This window comes from Vibrio sp. Isolate25 (assembly GCF_022398025.1).
GTDB lineage: Bacteria > Pseudomonadota > Gammaproteobacteria > Enterobacterales > Vibrionaceae > Vibrio > Vibrio coralliilyticus_A.
In genome coordinates this window covers 57,870-75,163 of sequence record NZ_JAKEUT010000006.1, presented here as the reverse complement: position 1 = coordinate 75,163, position 17,294 = coordinate 57,870, and the positions used below count along the sequence as shown (strand labels likewise).

Annotated in this window: 17 protein-coding genes and 1 riboswitch; of the genes, 7 read left to right on the top strand and 10 right to left on the bottom strand. The window is 46.2% G+C overall.

From position 1 onward, the window contains the following. Positions 1 to 2 precede the first annotated feature (2 nt). A complete protein-coding gene (gene coaD, locus L1D15_RS13790) occupies positions 3 to 497 on the top strand; it encodes a pantetheine-phosphate adenylyltransferase (RefSeq protein WP_239876142.1) in 495 nt (164 codons plus the stop codon). A 48-nt stretch (positions 498 to 545) separates the two neighbouring features. Here the strand turns inward: coaD and mutM are convergent, their stop codons facing one another. From mutM to radC, 5 genes are all read right to left on the bottom strand, one after another. Beyond that, positions 546 to 1,352 carry a bifunctional DNA-formamidopyrimidine glycosylase/DNA-(apurinic or apyrimidinic site) lyase gene (gene mutM, locus L1D15_RS13785; RefSeq protein ID WP_239876141.1) on the bottom strand — a complete coding sequence of 269 codons (807 nt, stop codon included), beginning with the start codon at positions 1,350 to 1,352 and terminating at the stop codon, positions 546 to 548. Positions 1,353 to 1,382: 30 nt separating this feature from the next. Further along, complete coding sequence (locus tag L1D15_RS13780; RefSeq protein WP_239876140.1) at positions 1,383 to 1,868, bottom strand: hypothetical protein; 486 nt, start codon at positions 1,866 to 1,868, stop codon at positions 1,383 to 1,385. A 178-nt stretch (positions 1,869 to 2,046) separates the two neighbouring features. After that, positions 2,047 to 2,217 carry a 50S ribosomal protein L33 gene (rpmG, locus tag L1D15_RS13775; protein ID WP_004410866.1) on the bottom strand — a complete coding sequence of 57 codons (171 nt, stop codon included), beginning with the start codon at positions 2,215 to 2,217 and terminating at the stop codon, positions 2,047 to 2,049. 13 nt (positions 2,218 to 2,230) lie between these two features. After that, positions 2,231 to 2,467 (bottom strand): 50S ribosomal protein L28, encoded by a 237-nt coding sequence (gene rpmB / locus L1D15_RS13770; RefSeq protein WP_004410867.1) that lies wholly within the window; start codon positions 2,465 to 2,467, stop codon positions 2,231 to 2,233. Between the two features lie 276 nt (positions 2,468 to 2,743). Next, positions 2,744 to 3,406: a DNA repair protein RadC gene (gene radC / locus L1D15_RS13765; RefSeq protein WP_239876139.1), complete on the bottom strand. Its 663-nt coding sequence runs from the start codon at positions 3,404 to 3,406 to the stop codon at positions 2,744 to 2,746. A gap of 242 nt (positions 3,407 to 3,648) precedes the next feature. On the opposite strand from radC, the gene coaBC reads away from it, so the two are divergent. The 4 genes from coaBC (at position 3,649) to lpxM (ending at position 7,510) form a co-directional block, all read left to right on the top strand. Next, positions 3,649 to 4,854, top strand: a complete 1,206-nt coding sequence (gene coaBC / locus L1D15_RS13760; RefSeq protein WP_239876138.1) for a bifunctional phosphopantothenoylcysteine decarboxylase/phosphopantothenate--cysteine ligase CoaBC — start codon at positions 3,649 to 3,651, stop codon at positions 4,852 to 4,854. Between the two features lie 111 nt (positions 4,855 to 4,965). Next, positions 4,966 to 5,556 (top strand): nucleoid occlusion factor SlmA, encoded by a 591-nt coding sequence (slmA, locus tag L1D15_RS13755; protein WP_239837909.1) that lies wholly within the window; start codon positions 4,966 to 4,968, stop codon positions 5,554 to 5,556. Between the two features lie 5 nt (positions 5,557 to 5,561). Beyond that, positions 5,562 to 6,512: a Kdo(2)-lipid IV(A) acyltransferase gene (locus L1D15_RS13750; protein WP_239876137.1), complete on the top strand. Its 951-nt coding sequence runs from the start codon at positions 5,562 to 5,564 to the stop codon at positions 6,510 to 6,512. A gap of 17 nt (positions 6,513 to 6,529) precedes the next feature. Then, positions 6,530 to 7,510: a lauroyl-Kdo(2)-lipid IV(A) myristoyltransferase gene (gene lpxM, locus L1D15_RS13745; RefSeq protein WP_239837907.1), complete on the top strand. Its 981-nt coding sequence runs from the start codon at positions 6,530 to 6,532 to the stop codon at positions 7,508 to 7,510. A 49-nt stretch (positions 7,511 to 7,559) separates the two neighbouring features. On the opposite strand, the gene recG is transcribed toward lpxM, so the two are convergent. The 5 genes from recG to gmk form a co-directional block, all read right to left on the bottom strand. After that, positions 7,560 to 9,638 (bottom strand): ATP-dependent DNA helicase RecG, encoded by a 2,079-nt coding sequence (gene recG, locus L1D15_RS13740; protein ID WP_239876136.1) that lies wholly within the window; start codon positions 9,636 to 9,638, stop codon positions 7,560 to 7,562. Between the two features lie 193 nt (positions 9,639 to 9,831). Further along, positions 9,832 to 10,515, bottom strand: coding sequence for a tRNA (guanosine(18)-2'-O)-methyltransferase TrmH (gene trmH / locus L1D15_RS13735; protein WP_239837905.1), 684 nt, complete (start codon positions 10,513 to 10,515; stop codon positions 9,832 to 9,834). A gap of 66 nt (positions 10,516 to 10,581) precedes the next feature. Continuing rightward, positions 10,582 to 12,705, bottom strand: a complete 2,124-nt coding sequence (spoT, locus tag L1D15_RS13730) for a bifunctional GTP diphosphokinase/guanosine-3',5'-bis pyrophosphate 3'-pyrophosphohydrolase (protein ID WP_239837904.1) — start codon at positions 12,703 to 12,705, stop codon at positions 10,582 to 10,584. Positions 12,706 to 12,745: 40 nt separating this feature from the next. Continuing rightward, positions 12,746 to 13,018, bottom strand: a complete 273-nt coding sequence (rpoZ, locus tag L1D15_RS13725) for a DNA-directed RNA polymerase subunit omega (RefSeq protein WP_006957184.1) — start codon at positions 13,016 to 13,018, stop codon at positions 12,746 to 12,748. 127 nt (positions 13,019 to 13,145) lie between these two features. Further along, the gene (gene gmk / locus L1D15_RS13720; protein WP_239837903.1) at positions 13,146 to 13,769 is read right to left on the bottom strand and encodes a guanylate kinase; all 624 of its coding nucleotides are present in this window, start codon (positions 13,767 to 13,769) and stop codon (positions 13,146 to 13,148) included. A gap of 414 nt (positions 13,770 to 14,183) precedes the next feature. Next, positions 14,184 to 14,283, top strand: a riboswitch (purine riboswitch). Positions 14,284 to 14,339: 56 nt separating this feature from the next. Between gmk and L1D15_RS13715 the strand changes: the two genes are divergently transcribed. Both L1D15_RS13715 and L1D15_RS13710 read left to right on the top strand, forming a co-directional pair. Continuing rightward, on the top strand, positions 14,340 to 15,710 hold the full coding sequence (locus tag L1D15_RS13715) for an NCS2 family permease (RefSeq protein WP_239876135.1): 1,371 nt from the start codon (positions 14,340 to 14,342) through the stop codon (positions 15,708 to 15,710). Between the two features lie 332 nt (positions 15,711 to 16,042). Further along, entirely contained in the window at positions 16,043 to 17,293 is a 1,251-nt protein-coding gene (locus tag L1D15_RS13710) for a DNA cytosine methyltransferase (protein ID WP_239876134.1), read from the top strand. The last annotated feature ends 1 nt before the right edge of the window (position 17,294 follow it).

Below are 17,294 nucleotides of genomic sequence, written 5' to 3'. Positions count from 1 at the left end.
CTGTGAGCAAAAAACGCCTTTCCCGAGTGATCTATCCAGGGACCTTTGATCCGATTACTAATGGCCATTTGGATTTAATCGAACGTGCGGCAGATATGTTTGATGAAGTGATCATTGCTGTTGCTGCCAGCCCAAGTAAGAACACCATGTTTACGCTAGAAGAGCGCGTAGCTTTTGCACAGCAGGTGACTCAGCATTTGGACAATGTAATCTCGAAGGGATTTTCCGGTTTGATGGTCGACTTTGCGAAGCAAGAAAATGCGAACGTTCTTATCCGTGGTTTACGTACCACAGTCGACTTTGAGTACGAATTTGGTTTAACTAATATGTATCGTAGACTGATGCCCGGATTAGAAAGCGTTTTTCTCACACCCGCAGAAGAGCATGCATTTATCTCCTCGACCATAGTCCGTGAAGTGGCTATTCATGGTGGTGATGTCACCAACTTTGTACCAAAAGCGGTCGCGGAAGCGCTAAAAAGCAAAGCGAAAGTCTAACTTTAATAGAAATATAGAGCTGGCATAAAGCCTCAGCTCTATATTTGACTACTTCTGGCAATGGCTACAAAAAAACGTATTGCGCTGGCCAATTTTCTGCTCTTCAATCGCTTCACCACAGCTAGGGCAAGCTTCACCTGCTTTGCCATAAATTTGCAGCTCTTGAGCAAAATAGCCCGGTTTACCATCCGCCTGAGCAAAATCTTTTAATGTCGTCCCGCCCTGCTTAATGGCCGTATCGAGCACCTGTTTAATCTCTTTAACCAAACGTTGCCACTCTTTCGCCGTTAGTGTGCCTGCTGCCCGTGTCGGATGGATACGTGCACTAAATAATGACTCATTGGCGTAGATATTTCCTACCCCAACTACGACTTTGTTATCCATAATGAACTGCTTCACCGCGACGCGCTTATTCTTTGCCTTGTCCGCGATATATTGCGCATCAAAGTCTTCCGTTAGCGGCTCTGGTCCCATCCGGCCCAACGCATCATGTTTACCATCTTCGGTCCACAACCAAGCCCCAAAACGTCTGGGGTCGTTATAACGTAGTACCTTGCCATTGGTCAGTTTCAGATCGACGTGATCGTGTTTCCCCGGCTCCATGTCTGCATCCAGTACACGCAACGATCCTGACATCCCCAAATGGACAATCGCGCTGCCTACATCGGTTTCAATTAGCAAATATTTAGCACGACGAGAAATACTGCGGATCACCTGACCTTCCATCTTCTTTAGCTCATGCGGGATATCCCAACGCAGCTTAGGGGTACGAAAAGTCAGCTTGGCAACAGTTTGTCCAGCCAGATGAGGAGTGATCCCCATACGGCTGACTTCAACTTCAGGTAATTCAGGCATAGTGGTTAAGCAATTAATAATTCTGGGCGTTTAAGGTAGCAGATATTCCGGAGCAACTGAAACAGCGATCCATTGATCCTGCCAGTTTTTCAGCAGCCAAAATTGCGGCGTTTGGTAGAAGGTGATCCTTTGAGGCTCTTCCTGATCACGATACCAGACTTCAATCGTCTGCGGTGCGGACAATTGAGGCTTTAAGCTATCAAACGTTTTCTGGTCTACTTCGGTCCCGACGAGACCCACCCAGCGCTCAACCAATTCCTGCGCAGCAAGGGGGCTTTGCTGAGTCAGAACCCATTCACCATTTACGAATTCCAACGACCAGTCAGAAAAATGCAGAGCTTTCAATTCTGCGGAGGGGTTGAGCAAATAAGGGTAAGGACTAACTTCAGCGGTTGTTTGGTCGTCAATCAAATAGGTTTTGATGATAGTCGGCAAATTGAGGATCGCGATAAACGCGATAATGCCCAATATCATGATGTTATTCCAGCGACGGCGTCGTGAGGTAGAAACACGCATGAACTTATACTTCCCTAAAGGTAACTACAAGAAAGGTAGCAGAAAATAGCAAAGGGGGGAATGAAACAAAGGGGAAGAACGGTTGGTTGCTATTAGGATAACAAGCAATAAAAAACCCAGCGAGAACGCTGGGTTTCAAATACAGACTTCTGTTTAAGAAGCTTCAAAGAAGAATCAATTACTTGATTTTCGCTTCTTTGTACATAACGTGCTGGCGAACAACTGGATCAAACTTTTTGATCTCAAATTTGCCTGGCATGTTACGTTTGTTCTTGTCAGTAGTGTAGAAGTGACCAGTACCTGCAGAAGATACTAGACGGATTTTCTCACGTACGCCTTTCTTTGCCATTGCCTATTTCCTCTTAAACGTTTTCGCCGTTTGCGCGAATGTCAACAAGAACAGCATCAATGCCCTTCTTATCGATGATACGCATACCTTTAGCAGATAGACGTAGTTTAACAAAACGTTTTTCGCTCTCTACCCAGAAACGATGAGTTTGTAGGTTCGGCAGAAAACGACGCTTAGTAGCATTGCGTGCGTGTGAACGGTTGTTACCCGTTACTGGACGCTTACCAGTTACTTGGCATACTCGTGACATGAATGTCTTCTCCAAAATCGTTTCAGCTCGATATCAACCTTGGTGGCCGAACCTCTCTAGTTCTCTAAGAAGAATTTCGAGGTCTTATACCGCTATGGAAACCCATACAAGGCTATCAAAGGTCGCGCATTATACTAACTTGACTAGCATTGCTCAAGACCCGAACAGATCCTTTTTCAAGGTTTTCGTGATCTTTTTTAGGCAGAGCTGATAATAGTTCAAAAAATGTCGGGGGATTGTAGCAGAATTCGCGCAACTCACAACAAATAATGTGATTTAAATCCATCCACGCTCTGCAAAGGAGACCACCTCTCCATCTCCGACGACGAAATGGTCGAGAATTCGAATATCCACTAGCGCCAATGCATCACTGATTCGCTGGGTAATTCTACGGTCGGCTTGGCTTGGTTCCGCAATCCCTGATGGGTGATTATGAGCAAGAATCAACGCTGCCGAGTTAAACTCTAATGCCCGTTTGACAACTTCTCTTGGATAAACAGACGCTGCATCAATCGTACCTTCGAACATCACTTCGTCTTTAATTACCCGATGCTGATTATCGAGAAACAAAATATAGAAAGCTTCACGCTGGCGATCGCGCAGCATACTCGAAAGGTAAAGTTTGGTTTGTTGCGGGCTGGTCAGAGCCTCCCCTCGCTGTAAGGTTTCACTCAAATAGCGCTGTGTCATCTCAAGTACCGCTTGAAGTTGGACATATTTCGCCTCACCGAGCCCTTTATGCTGGCAGAACTCTTCTTTGCTCGCAGCGAATAAACTTCGTAACGAACCCAGCTCTTTGAGTAGTTTGTCTGACAGCTGAAGAACATTCATGCCCTGAGTACCGGTACGCAAGAAAATCGCCAGCAATTCAGCATCGGTAAGTGACTGCGGGCCTCTGGTTAACAGCTTTTCTCTCGGCATTGACTCACGAGGTAACATAGTTAGAACACACCCTTCTACGGTAAACACAGTGCCTCTAGCTTAAACAAGCTTGTCATCAAGCTCGTGCGCTGAAACTTTATCTTCGAAGTAGTGAAAGATTTTCTGTAAATAATAGGTATATAAAGAAGCAAAAAATAAAAAAGCAAAAACGTGCTGAATCTGCAACAACACTTTCCATTTCTAGAGTCTCTGATTGCTGCGTGGTAATCTACCCCCAGTATTTTTTAAGGATGATCATCATGCAAACACTCGCGGGCAAAAAGATCCTACTTGGTATCGGTGGTGGTATTGCCGCTTATAAATGTGCCGACCTAACACGTCGTCTGATTGAACGTGGCGCTGAAGTTCAGGTTGTTATGACCAAAGCAGCAAAAGAGTTCATTACCCCCTTAACGATGCAGGCAGTCTCTGGTCGCCCAGTTTCCGACAGCTTATTAGATCCAGCGGCAGAAGCCTCTATGGGCCATATTGAGCTGGCAAAATGGGCGGATTTGGTCTTACTCGCTCCCGCAACGGCGGATCTGATCGCACGAATGGCTGCGGGCATGGGCAATGACTTGCTGACCACACTGGTACTTGCAACCGATGCTCCAATTGCAGTCTCTCCGGCCATGAACCAGCAGATGTATCGCAATCCAGCCACACAAGAAAATATCGCGACGTTAAAAAGGCGTGGCATGCATATTTGGGGGCCCGCTGCTGGTGAGCAAGCTTGTGGTGATATTGGCCCTGGCCGCATGTTAGAGCCGATGCAATTAGTTGACTTATGTGAACAGTTTTGGGGCGACAAACCTCTTAGCGGTAAATCGATATTGATTTCTGCCGGCCCAACCCGCGAAGCTATTGATCCGGTACGCTACATTACCAATCATAGCTCAGGGAAAATGGGCTTTTCATTAGCAGAAGCAGCAGCTCAGCTCGGTGCGACGGTCACGTTAGTCGCAGGCCCAGTGACTCTTCCAACGCCAGTCGGCTCGAAGCGCATTGATGTTTCCAGCGCAGAAGACATGTACAACGCTGTCATGGATAAAGCTTGTGAACATGATGTTTTCATTAGCTGTGCCGCTGTAGCGGATTATCGCCCACAAGCAGTGGCTGAGCAGAAAATTAAGAAGACGGATGACAGCGATCAAATGACCATCACTATGGTTAAAAACCCAGATATTGTCGCGTCCGTTGCCGGTATGACTCAGCAGCGCCCGTTTACCGTTGGTTTCGCTGCAGAAACGCAAGATGTGGAACATTACGCGCGAACTAAGCTGACCAAGAAAAATCTCGATATGATTTGTGCCAACGATGTCTCATTAGAGGGGCAAGGCTTCAACAGCAACAACAATGCGATTAACCTATACTGGAAAGATGGTGAGCAATCACTTACCCTTGCATCAAAACAACAAATTGCGAAGCAGATACTTACAATTATCGCCGCAAAGTTAGACAATTAAGTCGCTATTCTAACAATCAAAAATTCGTCTATTCCGTTCACCTTAGCTTAGTAAGGTGGACGAATGCCTGTGTTTATGGGCATCAACAGTGGTAACAAAAGGAACTCGTTCATGGCCGGAACAAGAAAAAGTAATCGCCGGGAAGAAATCTTACAAGCACTTGCTCAAATGTTGGAATCCAACGATGGTGGCTCTCGTATCACCACCGCCAAACTTGCCAAGCATGTTGGAGTCTCGGAGGCGGCGTTATATCGTCATTTCCCCAGTAAAGCTCGCATGTTTGAAGGCCTGATCGAGTTCATTGAAGAGTCCTTAATGTCACGTATTAACCGTATTCTGGATGAAGAAAAAGACACGCTGACACGTATACGACTGGTTCTCCAGTTGATTCTGGCATTTGCTGAGCGTAACCCTGGCCTAACCCGTATTCTTTCAGGACACGCATTGATGTTCGAGAATGAACGCCTACGTGATCGTATCAATCAATTGTTTGAACGCATTGAAACATCCATCCGTCAGATCTTGCGTGAGCGCAAGCTGAGAGAAGGCAAATCCTTCCCTGTCGATGAGACCATTCTGGCAACGCAGTTACTCGGTCAGGTGGAAGGTAGCTTGAACCGTTTTGTGCGTTCAGACTTTAAATATCAACCGACCGCCAATTTTGAACAATACTGGTCACTCTTAAGTGCACAGATCAAGTAATCACTATGAGCAAAAAAAATAGCGTCGAAAAGCCTCAATTTACACTAGCCCTGCTCCACCCCAAATATTGGGGGGTTTGGTTTGGGTTTGGTTTGTTGGCTCTGACAGTCAACCTTCTACCTTATGCGGTACTGCTTAAAATAGGCCGAGGCATCGGAGCGATCGGTATGAAGCTGGGTAAATCCCGGGTAAAGATCGCTAAGCGTAATCTTGAATTGGCCTTTCCGGAGATGGAAGAGACAGAAGTCGAGCGCATGGTCGTAGAAAACTTCAAAAATACCGGTATGGCTTTGATTGAGACAGGCATCACTTGGTTTTGGCCGACGTGGCGTTTCAAACGTATTTTGATTGCGAAAGATATCGAAGAGCTAAAGAGACTCAATGACGAAGGTAAAGGTGTACTACTTTGCTGCGTGCATGCCCTCAATTTGGAAATTACCGCGCGAGCTTTTGGTGTACTTGGCCTACCGGGTTATGGCGCTTACCGCCCCCACACAAACCCGGCTTACGAGTTCATCCAATATAGAGGACGCACACGTAACGGCAACCAACTCATTTATCGTCGTGATCTTAAACAGATGGTACGCGTGTTGCGCCAAGGCCATCGCCTGTTCTACCTACCAGATCAGGACTACGGCCATAACAAATCTGTGTTCGTGCCTTTCTTTGCCGTCGAAGAAGCCTGTACAACGACAGGAACCAGCATCCTTGCTTACACTAGTAAGAGTGCCATCGTGCCAGGTTCTGGATTCCGTAACCAAAACGGCAAGTACGAAATCATGGCGGATAAGTCTATCGACCAAGATTTTCCACAAAAAGATGAAACGGCGGCCGCGGCCTACATGAATAAATTCGTCGAAGAGATTATCATGCGCGCTCCGGAACAGTGGATGTGGCTACACAAGCGTTTCAAGTCGATGCCAGACCACTCTCTCACTAACTCAAGATATCAATAACATAGGTGCTGCTTTCAATGAGCAACAACGATAAAAATAGCATCGATAAACATTTGCATAACCCTACCTTCGAGTGGGCATTTTTACATCCTAAACACTGGGGGACATGGCTGGGCATTTTATTTGCCGCCCTGTTTGCTTTTATTCCGTACCGCTGGCGCGATAACTTGGCACGCAAACTGTCCGTCTTTGCAGTGCGTAAAAACGGACGAGTGGTACGCCGAGCGCGTGTCAATCTTGAGTATTGCTTTCCTGAAAAATCAGACCAAGAACGCCAAGATATTCTGGAAGAGACCTTCGTTAAGGCTGCACAGTATCTGTTGGGTTATTCGGAGTTTTTGGTTCGTTCAACCAAACATAACCAAGAGCGTGGCGTCATGATTGGCGAAGAAAACATCCTACCGCTGCTTGATGCCGGAGAGAAAGTCATCATCTTAGCGCCACATGCTTGGGCGGTCGATTACCCTGCGGTCATGTTGGCTGCAAAGGGCTACAAAGTCACCACCATCATGAAGCCGCAACGTAACCCTATCGGGGACTGGTTGATGCAAGTGCAACGCATGCAATATGGCGGTCGTATTTTTGCTCGTGAAGCCGGGGTGAAGCCTTTCGTGCGTTCAATTAAAGATGGTTACCTTGGTTACTGGCTACCAGATGAAGATTTTGGCCCGGCCAACTCAGTATTTGTGCCTTTCTTTGGTACAGAAAAAGCAACGCTAAAAGGCTTTGGTAAAATGGCCCGCCTATCGAAAGCCAAAGTGATCCCAGTGTTACCTGCCTACAACGACAAATCAGGTAAGTATGAAGTGCATATTCTGCCTGCGCTCGAAAACTTTCCAACTGGCGATGAAGAAGCCGATGCTCGCGCAATGAACCAAGCCATTGAAGACTTAGTCAGACCGCATCCAGAACAATACATGTGGAACCTATCGCTACTCAAAACTCAGCGCGATGGAAGTGAGATTTACGATAACTCTCACAAAGGTACTAATAGCTAGCGAGCGATAAGGGTTGGTATTGTCACTCCAACCCTACAAGCCTTTCTCTCTATGCCTTCGAATATATGTCTCTATCCCCCAGCCAACGTTCAATTATCGCCGCGGCGCTGTCCGGGAAGTGATCATGAATATGACGTGCAACTCGCTGAACTTCTGGAATCAAATGCTGATCTCGAATCAGATCAGCAATTTTAAAATCAGCCATGCCCGTTTGCTTAGTGCCTAGTAGCTCACCTGGGCCACGAATTTCCAGATCGCGCTGAGCAATAACAAACCCATCATTACTTTCACGCAGGACACCTAAACGCTTTTGTGCAGTTTTAGACAATGGGAAATGGTAAAGCAGCACACAGTGACTAGCAACACTCCCTCGTCCAACTCGTCCTCGTAACTGGTGCAGCTGCGCCAACCCTAAGCGCTCAGGATTCTCGATGATCATTAAACTTGAATTGGGGACATCAACACCGACTTCGATCACGGTAGTAGCCACCAGCAAGTGAAGTTTGTTGTCTTTAAAATCCTGCATTACGGCCTGTTTTTCTGCTGGCTTCATCCGGCCATGCACTAAACCGATTTTGACATCAGGCAGCTTTCTTTGCAGTTCTTCTGCGGTGTCAGCCGCAGCTTGAGCTTCTAATACTTCTGATTCATCAATCAATGTACACACCCAATAAGCCTGCTTTCCTTCATTGAGGCAGGCATTGCGTACACGTTCAACAATATCATCTCGTTTGGTATCTGGAATAGCGACCGTCTGGATAGGCGTTCGCCCCGGGGGTAATTCATCAATAACGGAAGTTTCAAGATCCGCATAGGCGGTCATCGCCAATGTACGCGGGATCGGGGTAGCCGTCATGATCAGTTGATGAGGAAATACGCCCTGTTTCGCGCCTTTTTCTCTTAGTTCGAGGCGCTGGTGTACACCGAATCTGTGTTGCTCATCAATAATGACTAACGCAAGATGATGAAAAGCAACGTGCTCCTGAAACAAAGCGTGAGTACCAACCACCATTTGCGCTTCGCCACTGGCTATCTTGGCTAACTCAGCATCTTTGGCTTTACCTTTCAGTTTACCTGCTAGCCAGCCTACATGTATCCCCATAGGTTCCAGCCACTGTGCAAAGTTGATCGCATGTTGCTCTGCCAGCAGTTCAGTTGGGGCCATTAAAGCCACCTGATAGCCATGTTCTAGTGCTCGAAGCGCTGCTAAAGCGGCAACCAAAGTTTTTCCTGAGCCGACATCTCCCTGAACAAGACGCATCATCGGGTGAGGTTTCGCAAGATCTTGTTCAATTTCCGCAACAACTCGAGATTGCGCTTTGGTTGGGGAGAAAGGCAACTGACTGAGCAGCTTTTGTTTCAGTTCATTGCGTTCAGCCAGTGGCAGAGCAATGTCTTGCTGACCTTTGCTCCGCACTGAGAGCATCGAAAGGTTCTGAGCCAGCAGCTCTTCCATAATCAGGCGTATTTGCGCTGGGTGCTTACCTTCATCAAAGGCGTGTAAATCGATATCGGGTGTTGGCCTGTGAATCGTGTGCAGCGCCTGAGCAAGCGAGATTTGCTGATCATACAGGCCGGCAGGCAAGAGCTCTTGCACTGCCGACTTATCAAGTAATTCTAACGCTTGATCAGTCAAGTTACGTAAAGTGATTTGACGTAGGCCATCTGTGGTCGGATAGACCGGTGTCAGGCTCTGTTCTACCTCAGCAGGCTGATTCGGCGCATAGAATTTGTAGTCTGGGTGGACAATTTCTAAACCATAGCTGCCCCGTTTAACTTCACCATAGGCATGGACAGTTTTGCCCTCAGCAAAGTTGTTTTTCATCCCTGCGGTAAAATTGAAAAAGCGCAAGGTGATGATGCCATTACCATCACTGATTTTGACCGTCAGCATCTTACGCTTACCAAACAAAGTATCGACGCTCATGACCTTTCCCTGCACTGCCGCCCATAAACCAGCATGTAACTTCACAATAGGGTAGATACGCGTTCGATCCTCGTAACGCAGTGGGAGATGAAATAAGAGATCTTGTACCGAATGTAGCCCGACTTTTGCTAGCTTTTCTGCCACTTTGGCACCAACACCAGTCAGAGAAGTCAAAGGAATAGCAGATAGCAATTGGGACATAACAGAGCTCGGTAAGTTATTCAGTAAGTTACATAGGTGTCTGAACCTAATAGTTAACCATTGAGCTGTGTTTTTGTACAGGGAAATTTAGTCTGGTAATAAGAGTATAGCGCCTTCAAGCAGTCGGCATTGGTGATGAGCAGAAAATCAAAAGGGTTGACGCATTCGCTTCAACCCCTAACGTTCATTGACATTACTTCTTCTGCATTTCCTGCCACCACGCTTCATCAGCAATGATCTGACCTTCTTCATCAAGCGGCGGATAAGGTAGCCCCTTGCGTTTTGCAACTTTCGCAAGCACAGGGTGACCTCGCTCAAACAGAATACGATGAATCGTTTCTTCAGGTAGCTTGCTAACCTGATTGTTATACATGCCAGCCGCTTCGCGCTGACGCTGAGCTTCGTACATGATGACAGCACTAGCAACCGAGACATTAAGCGACTGGACCATGCCCATCATAGGAATGATGATATCTTGATCGGCCAGTTGCTTTGCTTCTTCAGAAGCGCCAATTTTTTCGCTCCCTAGAATGATCGCCGTCGGCTGAGTGTAGTCAATCTCACGAAAGTCAACCGCGTTGTCAGACAGGTTCGTCACTAGAACCTGCATACCTTGCTCTTTAAGCGTTTTGACGGCTTTGCTAATCGTATCGTGAGTGTCGACTTCAACCCAGTTTCGTGCTCCCGCAGAAGTATGGCTAAGCGTGCGCATATCATTAGGCCACACAGCATGAATCTTATGAATTCCCGTCGCATCAGCGGTACGGATAACTGCGGAAACATTATTAGGTTTGTGCACTTCTTCAAGACAGAAAGTCAGATCAGCCTGCCGAGACTTGAGGACTTGTTGAATTCGGTTGTAACGTTCTAAGTTCATAATGATAGTAAAATAAAAGCCCCTGAAACCGTAATTTCAAGGGCGTTTTGCTCGATGAATATACCGCTAGTTTTTACGGCGACGTACTTTTAGTGCGTTCGGCATTGCCTTGATCTTACGCATGATACCCGCAAGATGAACACGATCTTTGGTCGTCAGTAATACCGTCACCGTATACAATCGACCATCTTTCTCTTCCGTCGAAAGACCATGGATATTCGAGCCTGTTTTGGAGATCACATTGGTCAGCTCGGCCAACACCCCCTGACGGTTTTGGACATCGACATATAGCTCAGTGATAAACTCTTGGTCATAATCTTCTGACCATTCCACTGCCATGTACTTATCTGGCTCTTTCTGGTAGCCGCGCACATTTGGACACGTTTCACGGTGAACAACCAGCCCTCGCCCAGGAGAAACATGAGCAATGATGTGATCGTCAGGAATTGGATGGCAACAGTTAGCAAATGTCAGTAGCAGGCCTTCCGCACCACGAATTGGCAGCTTCTTCTTCGGTTTATTACTGTCAGCCTGCTCAACTTGAGTCAGCTCCTCAACATCACCAAGTAGACGACGGGCAATAACAATACTCATCAATTCGCCAAGGCCAATATCGGCTAGCAAGTCCTCAACACTATCGACTTTCAGTTCTGACAGGACGTGGTTGATGTTCTCTTCATCAATATCCGAAAGAGACAGGTCACCCAAGGCATGATTGAGCAGACGTCGGCCAAGTGTCACCGACTCTTCACGGCGCATGGTTTTCAGCACTTGGCGGATCTTCGTGCGAGCACGTGAAGTCACCACGTAGTTGAGCCAAGCTGCATTCGGACGCGCTCCTGGCGCACTAATGATTTCGATCGTCTGACCATTTTTCAGCGATTTGCTGAGTGGATAAGGGTTACGGTCAACACGAGCACCTACACAAGTATTACCCACATCAGTGTGGACGGCATAAGCAAAATCAACCGCAGTTGCGCCAACAGGCAGCTCGACAATGCGTCCTTTCGGTGTGAAGACGTAGATTTCATCCGGGAACAGATCCGATTTCACATTTTCGATGAACTCAAACGAGTTACCCGCACTTTGCTGAAGCTCAAGCAGGCTTTGCATCCAACGCTGAGCCTTCACCTGCGCCGTAGTACCAGTACGATCACCATTCCCTTTGTAAGACCAGTGTGCCGCCACCCCTTTATCTGCCATCTGGTCCATGTCTTCGGTGCGGATCTGCACCTCGACAGGTACCCCATGCGGGCCAACCATCGAAGTATGAATGGACTGATAACCATTAGCCTTGGGTACCGCGATGTAGTCTTTTACACGCCCCGGACGCGGCTTGTACAAGCTATGAACCTGTCCGAGTACCCGATAACAAGTATCGGCATCTTCAACCACAATACGAAAAGCGTAAATATCCATGATGGTGTGGAAGCGTTGCTCTTTGGTCTTCATCTTGTTGTAGATGGAGAACAGGTTTTTTTCTCGACCAAATACGCGTGCTTTCAGCCCAACCTCTTCAAGACGTCCTTCAATCTCACTATGGATATTTTGGATCATCTCTTTACGATTACCACGCGCCGATTTGACCACGGCTTTAAGAACACGGTAGCGGTTCGGGTAAAGGGCTTCAAAACCTAACTCTTCGAGTTCCGTTTTGATGTTATGAATACCGAGACGATGCGCAAGCGGAGAATAAATCTCCAGGGTTTCACGAGCGATACGGCGTTTTTTGTCCGCGCGTAATGCACCGAGCGTGCGCATGTTGTGCGTACGGTCAGCAAGCTTGATCAGAATAACGCGAATGTCCTGCACCATAGCAAGAACCATTTTGCGGAAGTTTTCAGCCTGAGCTTCTTTGCGATCACGAAATTTAAGCTTATCCAGCTTAGATACACCATCAACCAACTCAGCCACTGTGGTGCCAAATTGAGTTTCTAACTCTTCTTTAGTGACTTCTGTGTCTTCAATAACATCATGAAGTAGAGCGGCTTGCAGTGTTTCGACATCAAGGCGCATTTCGGCCAAGATTCGAGCAACAGCAACAGGATGGATGATATAAGGTTCACCGCTGGAGCGGGTTTGCCCTTCATGAGCGTCTTTCGCTACCACATAAGATTGACGCAGAGCCTCAACTTGAGGCTCTGATAGGTATTCTTGGGCAACGTCTTTTAGGCTATCGAATAGATACAAACTTTAGGCCCGGAAGATAGTTGATGAGAAGGAAGTCAGATTAACGACTGTGAGCAATGCTGCTTACGGCTGCTAGCTCTGCTGCTTCTTGTTCCTGCTGCTCCTGACGCTCACGAGCATCAAGGATTTCTTTCGTGATCAGGCCTTCTTCGATTTCGCGAAGGGCGATAACCGTTGCCTTATCGTTCTCTTCTGGCACTAGTGAATCTTTACCGCCAGTTTGCATTTGACGAGCGCGGCGAGCCGCAATGAGAACTAGGTCGAAACGGTTGCCAACTTTTTCAACAGCGTCTTGAACAGTTACGCGTGCCATGAGGACTCCAAATTAGTTAACTAAAATTTTGTATGACGAGAAATTATACAGTCTCTGTGTTCCCAGTGTCTAGATCAGAGTAGGCAGAGACAGTATTTCTTGATAAACAGCTTGTTAACAAGCCGGTTTATTCTGCTAAAAGCGCGTCAAGCATGCCTTTATATTTAGCAGCTTGCTTATCTTGCTTCAATCTTTCTGCACGTATGATGGCTTTAAAGTCCATCAGTGCGCTATCGAAATCGTCATTGACGATCACATAGTCGTATTCGCTATAGTGTGAAATCTCTGATTTTGCCTCAGCCATGCGTTTAGCGATCACAGCATCGCTGTCTTGGCCGCGAGCATTGAGGCGACGCTCAAGTTCACCATTCGATGGCGGCAAAATAAAGATACTTTGTGCCTGTGGCATTTGTTCACGGATCTGACGTGCACCCTGCCAGTCAATATCAAGGAAAACATCGATACCTTTATCGAGGTTTTCTTCGATCCATGGACGCGATGTACCGTAGTAATTACCAAACACCTCGGCGTATTCCAAGAATGCACCTTGCTCGATCAACTCTTCAAAGGACTCTTTCTGGACAAAATGGTAATGGACACCATCTTGTTCACCCGGACGCATGCCACGTGTAGTGTGTGAAACAGACACCTTCATTGCGTAAGTCGGGTTGGTCTCCAGCATGGCGGAAATCAAGCTCGATTTACCAGCGCCACTTGGTGCAGATACAATATAAAGAGTGCCTTTGCCCATAGGTACAATTCCACGTTTGGTTTGATCTTGCCAGCTTAACAAGCCGACATGTTAAAGATAGCACCGACCTTGCAGGATCACCGAAGTGGTGAAAATTAGGTCAGAAAAATGGAGGCGAAGAGTAGCATGATCCTAAGGATCTTAACAAGTATTTGAGTGCGTGGTTGTGCCATTTTTCGTGGTGCCAATTGATGTTGATGCGGGACTGAAAAAACCAGTGGAATCGCTCAAACAAGAGTTCACTACATAAACCACGACGCTAAAGGAAGCCAGCCGCAAGAATCTTCATAGGGAAGTTATACTCGAGGGGTTACTCTCAAGTACCTGCGTGAGCTTAGCGAGCTCTTCCTGCCAAAAGCAAACGTTTGCTAAATTTTTATAAAAGCATTGAGATTTCACTCAAGATCCTTACAATCCGCGCAAACGATTAAATGCTGTATATGTCTGATGAAATGGATTAGACGTTTCTACCATTGAGCCTATCTCGGTGACTACAGTCGCTATACTACTTTTCTTCTGCTACAGCATTGAACCCGTTGCCTGTTTATCCCCACTTTTAAAGGTTTCATTGTGAGTGTCGAATCAACCCTGAAAAGCCAGAATCAATCCGGTGTGCTGGAATCAGTATTTAAAATTACTCAACGTAAAACGACCCTAGGTACTGAGTTGTACGCGGGTTTCATTACTTTTTTGGCGATGAGCTATATTCTGGCGGTGAACCCCGCCATTCTAGGTAGTATTCCTGGTATGGATAAAGGCGCAGTCTTTACCGCGACAGCCATTGCAGCCGCAGCAGCCACGTTAATTATGGGCATTTGGGGCAATTACCCTGTGATGTTGGCACCGGGAATGAGCATGAATGGCTTTTTCAAAGGTATGTTGCTGAGTAGCTCGGTGGCATTGGTATGGCACGAAGCCCTGTTTGGCATTTTTCTCTCCGGTGTACTGTACCTGATTTTGTCGATGACCAATATCCGCAAAGCGATGATTGAGTCGATACCAGAGGATCTGAAACTGGCGATCACCGTTTCGCTTGGTTTATTCATTGCCTTTCTCGGCCTAAAAAACGCTGGCATTATTGTTTCTAACCCCATCATTCTCGTCAGTATGGGCAAGGTGACAGATCCACAAGTCATCATTGCGTACATCAGTATTTTTGTCGCTCTGGGATGCATGGTCCGTGATATCAAATTAGCGACCTTTATTTCGTTCATTACAGCCATAGTGTTAACAGTCTTTGCAGACATGATAATGGGTACCAATAACGCGCCAATTCCAGAACAATTTGTCTCTGCCCCACCAAGCTTAGCGAGTAGTTTTGGTGCCGTCTTTGACTTTTCTGGACTGACCGCAGACAAAATGTTCGATCTGCTGTTTATTGTGATTATTTTCCTCATCGTCGATTTCTTTGATGGTCTGAGCACGATTGTTGGTGTTGGGCGTGATGCAGGGATCATTGATAAGGATGGTAAAGTACCGAATGCACGCTCTGCTTTGGTAGCAGATGCGGGTGGGACAGTGATTGGTTCCGTTTTAGGCACCACCTCCATCACGGCATTTTCAGAGTCAGGCATCGCCTCTTCTCAGGGAGCAAAAACCGGATTAGCCGCTGTGATGGTCGCTGGGCTATTCCTGCTTTCATTATTCCTATACCCGCTGTTTTCTATTTTCTCAGCCGCGATGGTAGCACCAGCAATGGTCGTGGTTGGCATCTACATGATTGGACGGTTAGGACAAATCAGTTGGGAGCAAAAAGAGTCGCGCATTGCGGCATTCTTTACCATCATGTTCACTGTACTGAGTTTCTCACCAGCCAACGGCATGGCGATGGGCTTCATCAGCTACGCATTTACTATGGTCGTCGCCGGCAAAGGTAAGCAAGTTCATCCGGTGATTTACGCCCTATCCGCGCTCTTCTTGATGTATTTGATCCTGCTTTAATCAGATTTAGATTAAAAAAAGCCCCCACTCCAAGAGTGGGGGCTGCATAGCATAGGTCAACCTATTCAATATTCTGGATCTGAATCAGTAAATTAGCTTTATATTACTGATATTTATGCATTTCATTTTATTTAATGTAAATTAGTCACCAATTCTGTCACCACTTTAATATGGTGCATCTAGATTTGTTGAAGAGAGACTTTTACCGCCTCTAGTTGAGCGGAACCTTCTTGTTCCTCACAAAGCTACAACCTTTTAGTCCTGGTATTTTGCTAGTTTTTCTTTAGAATAATACTATACATATGCAATTAAGATTTAAGAGTATTTTCTAGATGTCATGTCAGCCAGACTCAGCACAAAAAGCAACATATATTGACCTTTTCTCTGGATGCGGAGGTCTTTCGTTAGGCCTCGGAAATGCAGGCTGGCATGGTCTTTTTGCGGTAGAAAAAGATCCGATGGCATTTTCTACTTTCAAACACAACCTCATAGATGGAAAACATGCGCACTTTGATTGGCCTAATTGGTTACCTAAAGAGGCGACAACTATTCAAAATCTTCTAGAGAAGTATCCTGAACAGCTAACCGCTTTAAAAGGAAAAGTAGATTTGATTGCAGGGGGTCCACCTTGTCAAGGATTCTCCCTTGCTGGACGCCGGAATGCCAAAGACCCGCGTAACAAACTCTCCGATGAGTACATCAAGATGGTAGAGATTATTTCACCTAAGTATTTGCTACTTGAAAATGTGAGAGGCTTCAATGCTTCTTTCAAAGCACCTGAGGGTAAAAAAGCAAAGAAACCACATTCTATGATAGTCAAAGCTAAGCTTGAAAAACTTGGATATAAGGTGTTCACCGATTTTCTGTGTAGTGCTGATTTTGGAGTTCCTCAAAAGCGTACTCGTTTTATTATGATAGGTGTTAAAGAAGGCCTTGTTGAAAACGACTTTGAGAACCCTTTTGAAGTCATCTCTAATAATAGAAGAGATTTTTTAAATAGTAAGAAGTTACCGCTGAGAGCTGTGAAAGTTAGTGACGCCATCGGTGACTTGTTAGTAGAAAGCAATGGCCTTACTCATCACTCGGGAAGTGAAGCGAACGGGTTTAAGCAAATTGACTATAAGTCACCGTCTAAACCTTCAAAGTACCTTCGACTAATACGAAAGGGAAGCGGTAAATTGAAGCCGAACAGTCTTCGCTTAGCTAGACACAAACCGAGCACAATTGAGAAGTTCACTAAGATACAAAAAATTTGTAAGCCAGGCATAAGCTTAAGTGATCAAATGCGCTTGGAAATTGGGACCAAGAAACAAGCAATAACTGTTCTGAATGCCGATGAACCATCTAAGACACTAACAACATTGCCAGACGATTTACTTCACTATAATGAACCCCGAATTCTAACTGTGAGAGAAATGGCTCGAATTCAATCATTCCCAGATAACTTTGATATATTGGGAAAATATACGACTGGTGGTGATAGAAGAACCCTAGAGTGTCCGAGATATACTCAGGTTGGAAATGCTGTGCCACCTTTATTAGCTGAAGCTTTGGGTTTATTCATCAAGAGGTTAGGTAATTAAA

Coding starts and splice junctions, on each gene's coding strand:
- mutM (WP_239876141.1), bottom strand. CDS start 1,352: ATGCCTGAATTACCTGAAGTTGAAGTCAGCCGTATGGGGATCACTCCT.
- L1D15_RS13780 (WP_239876140.1), bottom strand. CDS start 1,868: ATGCGTGTTTCTACCTCACGACGCCGTCGCTGGAATAACATCATGATA.
- rpmG (WP_004410866.1), bottom strand. CDS start 2,217: ATGGCAAAGAAAGGCGTACGTGAGAAAATCCGTCTAGTATCTTCTGCA.
- rpmB (WP_004410867.1), bottom strand. CDS start 2,467: ATGTCACGAGTATGCCAAGTAACTGGTAAGCGTCCAGTAACGGGTAAC.
- radC (WP_239876139.1), bottom strand. CDS start 3,406: ATGTTACCTCGTGAGTCAATGCCGAGAGAAAAGCTGTTAACCAGAGGC.
- coaBC (WP_239876138.1), top strand. CDS start 3,649: ATGCAAACACTCGCGGGCAAAAAGATCCTACTTGGTATCGGTGGTGGT.
- slmA (WP_239837909.1), top strand. CDS start 4,966: ATGGCCGGAACAAGAAAAAGTAATCGCCGGGAAGAAATCTTACAAGCA.
- L1D15_RS13750 (WP_239876137.1), top strand. CDS start 5,562: ATGAGCAAAAAAAATAGCGTCGAAAAGCCTCAATTTACACTAGCCCTG.
- lpxM (WP_239837907.1), top strand. CDS start 6,530: ATGAGCAACAACGATAAAAATAGCATCGATAAACATTTGCATAACCCT.
- recG (WP_239876136.1), bottom strand. CDS start 9,638: ATGTCCCAATTGCTATCTGCTATTCCTTTGACTTCTCTGACTGGTGTT.
- trmH (WP_239837905.1), bottom strand. CDS start 10,515: ATGAACTTAGAACGTTACAACCGAATTCAACAAGTCCTCAAGTCTCGG.
- rpoZ (WP_006957184.1), bottom strand. CDS start 13,018: ATGGCACGCGTAACTGTTCAAGACGCTGTTGAAAAAGTTGGCAACCGT.
- gmk (WP_239837903.1), bottom strand. CDS start 13,769: ATGGGCAAAGGCACTCTTTATATTGTATCTGCACCAAGTGGCGCTGGT.
- L1D15_RS13710 (WP_239876134.1), top strand. CDS start 16,043: ATGTCATGTCAGCCAGACTCAGCACAAAAAGCAACATATATTGACCTT.